This window comes from Pedobacter antarcticus (genome assembly GCF_900112985.1).
GTDB lineage: Bacteria > Bacteroidota > Bacteroidia > Sphingobacteriales > Sphingobacteriaceae > Pedobacter > Pedobacter antarcticus.
Map to the genome: position 1 here is coordinate 1 of NZ_FONS01000022.1, position 10,762 is coordinate 10,762.

Consider the following 10,762-nt stretch of genomic DNA (forward strand, 5'->3'; position numbering starts at 1 on the left):
CAGACTACTACGTTGATAGGTTATAGATGTAAAGCTGGTGACAGCATAGTCGAGTAATACTAATCATCCGAAGCTTTCAAAAGCAGAATACTGTTGTTTGTTCTTCATACTAACTTCTTTCAATAATATGTCATTGTTTATGCAGCGAATTAATCTAGTGATTGGTAGCTGTATTAACATTAAAAACATTTAGGTGCCTATATCGGTGGTGTCCACCTCTTCCCATTCCGAACAGAGAAGTTAAGCCCACCAGAGCCGATGGTACTGCGGTAACACGTGGGAGAGTAGGTCGGTGCCAAATCTTAAAGAAAGCCTGTAGTGAGAACTACAGGCTTTTCTTGTTTATCAGGTTTTTTCTGCCGAAGCATATTCATGCTACAGTTCTGGTGAGGCAGCTCCGCTGCATTTCTTTAATCGCATTGCGAAATAACCTCTATTCATTATCTGGCTACAAGTACCAATGATCAAACTACATAATTATTTGTTGTTTACAGGTTGGTCCTTCTTAAAGCCTCCTCTATTTCAGAAGATTAGCCCCTCATTACACCTTGCGGTTTTAATGAGATTAAAACAGAGGCTGTAAGTTCTTTGGACGTCTTAAAATTTGATGGAGATATATATTTACCGTACGATTGTGTTATACAAAAAAACGAAGACTATATTAGTGTTACCAAATAGTAGCGTAACTCAATCTTTATGGAAAAAAAAGTCACTGTTCCTTATCCTTTGAATATTTGTGACGAGGATCGTGATAAGTATTTGCCACATTTATCTTACACATTAAATGAACAACGCGTAAAATACCTAAAAAACGTTTTTGTGACTTCTTCCGGCTTTTGTATGAACAATAAGGGCCTAATTAAGGAATGCCACCATAACTATCCGCTTCAGATTAATGATTATAGAAATGAAGCCGCAAAATGTTACTACGACGCTGTAGATAATCCGGAAAACTTGATCGTACTCGATGATGACAAAACTTATTTAACAATTCATCATCCCTGGTTTAACTACTATCATTGGATTTGTGAATCTATATTCCGTTTATGGATGGTCAGAAAGAAGCTTGATACACTTATTTTAATTTTGCCGGAATATTACAGAGACGCCGATTTTATCATGGGCTCAATTGAACCGTTTAATATTAAAAATATCTTTTTTGTACCAAACGGTAAAAGTGTGTTAGTCAAAAATCTTTGTTTACCGCAGATCAAGCCGGAATGTGATTCCTATAATGGTATGCACGTACGGCAAATTAGAAGATTTTATAGCCAATACGTTTTTACGGTTAAACCAGTAATTACGAATCGGATAGAAAGATTGTATGTCAGCAGGAAACTTGCCGGAAGACGTGCCATAATTAATGAAGACGAGATTCTAACTATAATCGAAAAGTATAATTTTGATATCTTTTATCCTGAACGTCATAGTTTTTTAGAACAGGTTGCCATTTTTTCTCAAGTAAAATATCTCGTAGGTACACATGGGTCTGGTCTTACCAATATGCTTTTCATGGCGTTGGGGACCTCGCTTTTAGAGCTGCATAAAAACAAAACCAACGAGCTCGACCACCCGAGTCCATTATTTTGGTATATGGCAGAAGCATTAGGCATTAAATATTACCATCAGCTTTGTGATACCTATGGCCGAGAGGACTATTTCGAGGGCGATTATATGATAGACGCAAAAATTTTTGAAAGAAACCTATTAAGTATGTTGAGCGACTAGCTTAAGTGTAAAAAATTGCCATTAATTTTCGCGAAACTGTATCTAGTCGTATTGTGTATATGGTTGTAACGAATATGTTATGTAACTGGTTAGTTAATAGCGGTTAACAGGTGGCCTGTCTTCGCACTTTAAATTTCACTTCTTATCTTACCATGTGAATTTTAATCTCAAATTAATTTTGCTTTTACAAAATGTTATTATTACGTTTAGTTAACCAAATATATTAAAACCAGATTATACTTCTTTTCTTCCGGATTCATTGCTGCTGTCCGTCTGTTTTGCGGTTATTTTTTAGTTTTTGAATATCTAACGGATATTATATGCCATTTTTTACTAAACGCTCCAATGCCGAAGCATCCGTAATAAATCTTTTAAAATATTTAAAGATCTCCATCAATCCGGATAGTGTTATTGATGAACTAGAGAAACACCCTGATTATCCCAGCATGCTTGCTGTAAGCGACGTGCTAACCGCATTAAAAATTGAAAATAGCGCCTTTAGAGCGGAATCAGATTTGCTGGGTGAATTGCCTTTGCCGTTTTTGGTCAACCTCAATACGAATGGCGGAGAATTTGCAGTTGTCACTAAAATGGATGCTAATTATGTTTATTTCGCCGACGAAAGGAAGGAGGTAAATAAATTGACCCTTGACAACTTTAAATCAGCATTTGGTGGCGTCGTGCTTATTGCGGAACCGAATAGTAAAATTGTTGCCAATCGCAATTTGCTGTTATCGGCTTCCAAGTTTAAACCGGCTGTGTTAACAGCAGGCTGTTTAACGATTTTACTATTACTTTTGTACGGCAGTGGTTATTTCTCAAATTTAACATGGACAATTGCGTCACTATCTCTCCTCAAAACCGCTGGATTAATTGTCTCCATTTTATTATTAATACAATCGGTTGACAGCAATAATCCAGTTATTCAAGTGCTTTGTCAGCCCGGAGATAAAACAGACTGTAACGCTATATTATCTTCGAAAGCTGCCAAAGTGTTTGATGGGCTTACCTGGAGCGAGGTAGGCTTTTTTTATTTTGCAGGAACCTGGTTACTACTACAATTCGGCGGAAGTTTGGCCGGGTCACTAACTGTATTAGCGATGCTGAACTTTGTTAGCCTGCCGTATACAGTCTATTCGATCTATTACCAAGCGCGTGTAGCAAAAAAGTGGTGTATATTATGCTGTTCCATACAGATCATATTATGGCTGGAATTTATACCGCTGGTCATTAATGCGTCTTCAACTCATTTTTATTTCGACTTTACAAATTACGAAGTTTTGCGATTAATGGGGGTGTGCTTTTTATCTCCCATTCTTTTGTGGCTGATACTAAAACCAGTGTTTTTTAAACTGCAGCAGGTAAAACCTCTTAAAGAACAATTGCGCAAGTTTAAATATAACAGTGAGCTATTTAACAAGTTACTTACTGAACAGCCGCAGTTTAAGCAGCCTGATGAAAATTGGAGTATAGTGCTAGGCAAAGCTGAGGCCGGTAACGTGATAACTATGGTAAGTAATCCTTATTGCCAGCCTTGCGCAAAAATGCATAAGCTGCTTAACGAAATTGTAGATCAAAATGGTGACGTGCAGGCGCGCATAGTGTTCACCGCGGAAAATACCGAAACAGATCTTCAAACGCCAATAACCAGGCATTTAATGGCTTTAAATGCACTAGAGGATAAAACAATGGTAAAAGATGCATTGCATGACTGGTACGAACAAAAGCAAAAGAATTACCAGGCATGGGCTAAGGCGTATCCGGTAACACTAATTGAAACCGACTATCATAAGCTGGATGCGCAAAGGGAATGGTGTGAGATGGCAAAAGTAGCATTCACACCAACGATGCTTATAAATGGACATTTAATACCTTCTAATTACCAGTTGACTGATTTGAAATATATGCTGCAATAGACACTTTGTTCAATTAAAGGAGTATGCGCTTTATAACTGCATATCGCTCAAATTACCGGAGCGTGGTTACGGTAAAATTTCCAAATTCTTATATTATGAAGATTGAAAAATTAAGCCTAAGTAACGTAAAAAACGTACTAAGCAGAGCTGAACTAAAAAGTATTATGGCTGGTAGCGGTACAGGTGGTGGTGGCGGTGGTGGTTTTCCTGATCCTGGCACCGGAAGTGGCGCATGCGGAACACATTATTCTTATTGCATTTCCGGACCTCAGGTAAATTGCTGTTCAGGATTGACTTGTTATCAATCGGCCTGTATCTAATAAGCCCATGAGCGTAGAGGCGGCGTAAACGTTACCTCTATGCTTAAAAGAAACTGAAAAGACACTTTTCTCAATTAAAGGAGTGTGCACTTTATAACTGCATATCGCTCAAATTACCGGAGCGTGGTTACGGTAAAATTTTCAAATTCGTAAATTATGAAGATCGAAAAATTAAGCCTAAGTAACGTAAAGAACGTGCTAAGCAGAGCTGAATTGAAAAGCATTATGGCTGGTAGTGGATCAAGTGTTAATGGCGGTGGTGGTGGGCCTGATTGGGGTACAGGAAGTGGTGGATGTTTGACACGGGGTGTTAGTTGTGTTTCTGGAAGATATTGCTGTGCAGGATTGAGTTGTAATGAATCGAGCGGGCTAATATATTGTTCATAATAAGTTCAAAAAATTAAGCCCATGAGCGTAGAGGCGGCGTAAACGTTACCTCTATGCTTGATTTTAAATAAGGCCTTGATCAAGGTCTAAGATGACGTTATACCATAAATGAAAAAGGTCTTACTATTTACTGATGTTGATTTTTGGGAACGATGCTCGGGACATAGGGTGCGAATAGGAGCTTTGATACAATATTTATCTGCTCATTTCTGTTTAACAGTGGTCGCCACTGGTCCTGCTCATGATAGCGTTGAAAGCCTGGTAAGAAATAAATACGGGATCGAATTAGTCATTCTGGAACATGCAAGACATTTGGATTCAAATGACTATGGTGCAAAGTTGAAATCTTTATTGGAAAGCAGACACTTCGATGTATTAATCGTCGAGTATATCCATAGCAGTTACTGTTTAAATTTCTTGCCATACGATTGTCATGTAATCCTGGATACCCACGATATTATAAGTGAACGTACCGCGCAATTTAAAAAGTTTAATTATGGAGGTAGCTTATATGAAATGCAGGAAAACGACGAAGCAGATATATTTAACATCTACGACCATGTGATGATGATAAACCAGCCTGATTTTGATAAGGCATGCTTAATGGTTGACAGGCAGAAAGTTTTGCTTTGCCCTCACCCCAGCGAAATTTATTGTCATGAATTGAGGCCTGAAGTTAGGAAAATTGCTTTTATCGCGAGCTGCTACTTACCTAATGTTGATAGTATTAACCATTTTGTGGCGCATTGTTGGGATAAAATAAGTGCAAAATACGATGTGGAACTTGACATTTATGGCACGGTATGCACCGAGCTCAATTGCTCAGACAAAAAGGGAATAAATCTGAAAGGCTTCGAAAGCGACCTTAATAAAATTTATGAAGAAGCTGATATCATAATCAATCCGGTACGCTTTGGGGCAGGGCTAAAAATAAAAAACCTTGAAGCATTGGCGCATGGTAAACCACTGGTTACCACCCGTCACGGTGCAAGAGGAATGGAGACAGGTGCAAATGGAGTTTATTCAATCGCTGATGACGACGACGCATTTATAGCGGCACTATCAGAGTTAATTCAAAACAGATATTTGAGAGAAACCAGGCAGCAGCATGCGCACGGTTTTATCACAAAAAATTTTTCATCATCAGAGTGTTTTAGGCCATTATACGATGCTATTACAGAATTTGATATTACGCAGTGATATCGTTAATCTACAATACTGTTTTAAACTGTGTCTATTTTGGTCAAAAGCCTTTTAAAGTGTCAAAATGAACATGAAAAGACTTAAGAGTATAGGTATGGTAATCTGTTTTTACGGGAAGTTACCATGGTACTTTGATTACTTTGTACATTCATGCGGTTATAATCCGACAGTCGATTTTTATGTTGTTACAGATAATTTCTCTTACAACAAATCACTTCCACTCAATGTCAAGCTCATATTTAAGCCATTGGAAGAACTTAAAGAGCTCATTAATACCAAACTTGGTTTTGACACCAACATAACGAACGCATATAAGCTCTGTGATTTTAAGCCGGCTTACGGACATATTTTTTCTGAGTTATTGGTTGGCTATGATATATGGGGACATTGTGATATCGACTTGGTTTTTGGGGACATCAGAGGATTTATGAATGATGATATTCTTGACCAGTATGATATAATCAGTTCAAGGCCGGACTGGATACCAGGTTGTTTTTTATTGTTCAAAAACACTTCAAAAATGAATTTGCTGTATACGCACAGTAAAGATTATAAAAAGGTGTTTAGCAGCAATGTTCATTACTGTTTTGACGAGACTAATTTTACTCACCGGCAGTTTGAAGAAGAAAAACCATTTAACGAAATAAAAAGCGAGATAGAAAGCATGATGCATGTTGTAAAGAAAATGGAGTCATGTGGTTATATTAAACCCTATTTTGATATGCATATTATAGAAGGTGGAAGCCCGGGCCGGCTAAGGTGGGAAAACGGAACACTCATTTATAAAAACAGGTTTGAGGTGTTATTGTATCATCTTATTGATTTTAAAAGACACTTTGTACCACCTAAAAGAGATCCTCAAATTAAAGAGACCTTTACCATAAGTCAAAAATACATATATAATGGGCGAAAAACTGGTTTAAAGACTATAACATCGTAGTTGCTAAAGATGGCACCCATTTCGATTCACCATACACTTTGTATAACGAGGTGTGTAATTTGAAGAAACATTTAGAAGATGAGCTTTCCCTTTTACCAGCAATTTGACAGCATGGATTGCGGCCCGACCTGCCTGCGTATGATAGCAAAGCATTATGGTCGTACTTATAGTCAAAAAACAATGAGCCGCCTTTGTGAAATTAACAGGGAGGGCGTTTCACTGCTTGGCATCAGCGATGCAGCCGAAAAAATAGGGTTTCGTACTTTAGGAGTAAAACTAAGCAACGAACAGTTAAAGGAGGCAGAATTGCCATGCATATTACATTGGAGGCAATATCACTTCATAGTCCTGTACAAAATCAAAAATAATAAATATTATCTTGCTGACCCAGCTGGAGGGCTATTCGTTCTTGATGAAAAAAGCTTTAACAAAAGTTGGCAGCAGGATAAGGATCAACTTGAAGGTATTGCATTATTAATATCTACAACTCCGCGATTCTATGAGCAGGATAATGAAAAAGCGATGGAAGTGCGGTGGTCGTTCCTGCTGAAATATTTAATCCTTTACCGTGGATTGATTATTCAGCTGCTTTTCGGACTGGGTATTGGCAGTATATTGCAATTAATAACGCCTTTCCTGACGCAGTCAATCGTTGACATAGGTATCAATACAAAAAATTTAAATTTCATTTATATAATCGTTATCGCACAGATAGCACTCATTATAGGCCGGGTAAGCGTAGAGTTCATCCGATCTTGGATCTTACTGCATATTAGTACCCGAATCAACATCGCTATCCTCACGGATTTTTTAATTAAGCTCATGAAGCTCCCGATGAGTTTTTTTGATGCTAAAATGACGGGAGACATTATGCAACGTATTAATGACCAGAGAACGATTCAATCTTTTTTAACAGGGGCAACGCTTACTACAATTTTCTCCATGTTCAACCTGATTGTATTTTCTATCGTTCTGGCTTATTATAATATGTCGATATTCTTTGTATTTGCTATTAGTAGTTTGCTTTATATCGCCTGGATAATATTGTTTTTAAAACATCGCCGTGAGCTAAATTATAAAAGCTTTGACGTATCTGCTAAAAACCAAAGCAGCATCGTACAACTAATTAGCGGCATGCAGGAAATAAAATTAAACAACTGTGAGCAACAAAAGCGCTGGGAATGGGAACATATCCAAGCCCGGCTTTTTAAGTTCAACGTAAAGACACTTGCCCTTAGCCAGTACCAGCAAGGAGGCGCTACCGTAATCAATGAGGGTAAGAACATATTAATCACTTTTTTGAGTGCCGAAGCTGTTATTAATAATCACCTGACTTTGGGCGCTATGGTTGCCGTGCAATATATAGTGGGTCAGTTAAGTAGCCCCATCGAGCAATTATTGGGTTTTATACAGGGTTTTCAGGATGCTAAAATCAGCTTGGAGCGGCTTAACGAGATACATCAAATGAATGATGAGGAACCAGCCGGTAAGGAATTGAGTCAGACGTTGCCGGAAAATAAAAGTATATCAATAAACAACCTGACTTTTCGTTATGCTGGTGCAGGTAATGAGCCAGTGCTGGAAAACGTTAGTTTGTATATTCCCCAAGGTAAAACGACAGCTATAGTAGGCATGAGTGGCAGTGGCAAAACAACGATACTTAAATTGCTACTCCGGTTTTATGAGCCGCAGAATGGTGAGATAAAAGTAGGGCAGCAAAACATAAACAACATCCGTTTTAAAACATGGCGAAGTCAATGCGGGATTGTGATGCAGGACGGCTTTATATTTTCGGACAGTATTGAACGCAATATAGCTGTGGGAGACGAATACCCGGATAAGAAAAAGGTTGCCCATGCCATTAAGGTGTCCAATATTCGTGATTTTATCGATGAGCTTCCTCTGGGCCTCAACACCAAAATAGGTGCGGAGGGCAACGGCATAAGCCAGGGGCAGCGCCAGCGTATCCTGATTGCACGTGCTGTATATAAAGATCCTGAATATTTGCTATTTGACGAGGCAACAAACTCTCTCGATGCCAATAACGAGCGTGTTATTATGGATAATCTGCAGGAGTTTTTTGACGGTCGCACAGTGGTTATTGTGGCGCATCGTTTAAGCACGGTAAGCAATGCGGATAACATTATTGTACTCAATAAGGGTCAAATTATCGAACAGGGCACGCACCAAGAGCTTACGGCGCTTAAAGGAGATTATTACAGCTTGGTAAGGAATCAACTGGAGCTAGGGACGTAGGCTATTTCAATCATAAACAAGATTAAAGATTCATTTGCACATTTGCTCCTATATAATTATTATGGCTTTAATATTCGATAAAGAAAAGGACGACGAAACCAGGCACAGCAGCGATGTACAGGATATTATTACAGCGGTTCCTTCATGGATCTTGCGCTGGGGCATCACCTTGTTTTTTATTTTGCTTGTATTGCTCATTGGTCTTTCCGCGCTTATCAGGTATCCGGATATAGTTAAAGCATCGCTAAAAGTCGTTTCTCCAAACGCGCCAAAGCCTGTTATTATGAACTCATCCGGCAAGCTTATAAAAATTTTAGTGAAAGAAAATGAAAGCGTTAAGGCAGGGCAACCATTAGCTCTTTTAGAAGGCACTGCCGACCATGAGGCAGTAATGAAGATGCTTGCCCAACTTCATTTACTACAAAAGCAATTGGCGCAAAACCAGCCTACTGCAGACAAGGAGCTCTTTATGGTCGATTATACACGCTTTGGAGAATTACAAATTGCTTACCAATTGTTTTGCCAGGAATATTTATTGTACAAATTAGCGGTACAAAAAGGATTTTATGGTGAAAAAAGTGTGTTACTACAGCGGAAACTAGTTGATATTGAAAAACAAAAAAATCAATTAAAGGAGAAGGCAAAATTCGCACAGGCATTAAACAGTATGATAACACAGGCGGAGGATTGGAAAAATAAATATGTTTTGACAGCTTCGCAAGCGGGGAAAATAAGGTTTGCAGGTATCATTCACACGAACCAGATTCTTGCTGTTAACCAAGAGGTGTTTTATATTAACTCTGAAGATGAGCAGTTTTTTGGCGAGATGGCCATATCGCAAAATAGCATGGGTAAGATTAAAGAAGGCCAGGAGGTGCTGGTAAAGCTTAAAAGTTATCCATTTGAAGAGTATGGTATGATTAGGGGGACGATCATTTATTTATCGGAGATTCCTAAAGACAGCATATTTACGTCAGTAGTTAATTTTAAGGTGACTAACTCTTCAGATCAAAACAAACCAATTCTCCTTAAACAGGGCATGATGGCCGATGCAGATATTATTACGCAGGATGCTACGATTTTTCAAAGGCTGAGCTGGAACGTTTTAAAAGCTTTCGGATCTAATTAGAGGAATATGTCAGCAAGAAACGGGATTTGATGTCCGCTCGAAAGCAGTTAAATGAAAATAAGGCAACCCCAATCGGGTCATTTGTGAAAGTGCAATCATTAACAATATTACCAGTAGCGGGAACAACCCTACTGGTAATATTGTTAATGACCAAGGCATTAAATGTCATATGACGTTAGGCATAATGATGAACACATCGCAAACTATTTTTTAACAGATCTACAAATATTTCTGCAGAGTCCTTCGCGTTGATCTTCTGATGTTGGATATTAATGTTGTGTATACGTATAGTTTTAATGTGCACTACCATCTTGTTTTCGATCGGGATTACATTTCGATAATCTTAAAGAAGAAAAGTATGGTGGAAAACGAGGTCACAGCTTATATTGATCCTCTTGGCAATTTTGGTTTTAAACGGATCTTTAGCAGCGAACCGAATAAGGCTTTACTAATCGCCTTTCTGAATAAATCTTCCAGGGCAAAAAACATATCATCGACCTGGTCTGTAACCAAATTGAATATCCTGGGAAATATAAGGACTATATATCACCGAAAAGAGGCAACAAATACTGATTGATGTTCAGAAAAGTAAACAAGAGAATTTCTCCTACCCACAGTGAACCCACACGCTACCCACAAGAATAGCTTAAATCGTAGGTAGTTTGTGGGGTATTAAATAGTAATAAGGCTTTCAGCCGAATAAGATGAGCAGATAACTTATATATACTATAGTTTATAATCTCATCGATCATGGTCACATTGTTCTTTTTGATTTGTTGACGAGTGCAATAATGATTTTTGCCTCTTAATAAATTATAAACGGCTGGTTGAAGAATTGAAATGTTTGGTGTCTATGTGGTTTTTACCAGATTTCTGAGGAGTC

At 38.2% G+C, this 10,762-nt stretch carries 8 protein-coding genes and 1 rRNA gene; all 9 read left to right on the forward strand.

All coding sequences use genetic code 11. From position 1 onward, the window contains the following. Positions 1-189 precede the first annotated feature (189 nt). The 9 genes from rrf (at position 190) to BM192_RS20580 (ending at position 9,879) form a co-directional block, all read left to right on the forward strand. Positions 190-301, forward strand: a 5S ribosomal RNA gene (rrf, locus tag BM192_RS20545). Positions 302-696: 395 nt separating this feature from the next. Next, positions 697-1,728: a glycosyltransferase family 61 protein gene (locus BM192_RS20550; RefSeq protein ID WP_037443251.1), complete on the forward strand. Its 1,032-nt coding sequence runs from the start codon at positions 697-699 to the stop codon at positions 1,726-1,728. 320 nt (positions 1,729-2,048) lie between these two features. Next, positions 2,049-3,644 (forward strand): cysteine peptidase family C39 domain-containing protein, encoded by a 1,596-nt coding sequence (locus tag BM192_RS20555; RefSeq protein WP_037443249.1) that lies wholly within the window; start codon positions 2,049-2,051, stop codon positions 3,642-3,644. A gap of 95 nt (positions 3,645-3,739) precedes the next feature. Then, a complete protein-coding gene (locus tag BM192_RS20560) occupies positions 3,740-3,964 on the forward strand; it encodes a hypothetical protein (protein ID WP_139218483.1) in 225 nt (74 codons plus the stop codon). Positions 3,965-4,120: 156 nt separating this feature from the next. Continuing rightward, positions 4,121-4,351 carry a hypothetical protein gene (locus BM192_RS20820; RefSeq protein WP_139218485.1) on the forward strand — a complete coding sequence of 77 codons (231 nt, stop codon included), beginning with the start codon at positions 4,121-4,123 and terminating at the stop codon, positions 4,349-4,351. A gap of 108 nt (positions 4,352-4,459) precedes the next feature. After that, positions 4,460-5,551 (forward strand): glycosyltransferase, encoded by a 1,092-nt coding sequence (locus tag BM192_RS20565; protein WP_081857544.1) that lies wholly within the window; start codon positions 4,460-4,462, stop codon positions 5,549-5,551. Between the two features lie 73 nt (positions 5,552-5,624). Then, positions 5,625-6,494 carry a DUF6625 family protein gene (locus BM192_RS20570; protein WP_037443253.1) on the forward strand — a complete coding sequence of 290 codons (870 nt, stop codon included), beginning with the start codon at positions 5,625-5,627 and terminating at the stop codon, positions 6,492-6,494. A gap of 78 nt (positions 6,495-6,572) precedes the next feature. Next, positions 6,573-8,750 (forward strand): peptidase domain-containing ABC transporter, encoded by a 2,178-nt coding sequence (locus tag BM192_RS20575; RefSeq protein WP_037443243.1) that lies wholly within the window; start codon positions 6,573-6,575, stop codon positions 8,748-8,750. A 61-nt stretch (positions 8,751-8,811) separates the two neighbouring features. Further along, positions 8,812-9,879, forward strand: coding sequence for an HlyD family secretion protein (locus BM192_RS20580; RefSeq protein ID WP_074964133.1), 1,068 nt, complete (start codon positions 8,812-8,814; stop codon positions 9,877-9,879). The last annotated feature ends 883 nt before the right edge of the window (positions 9,880-10,762 follow it).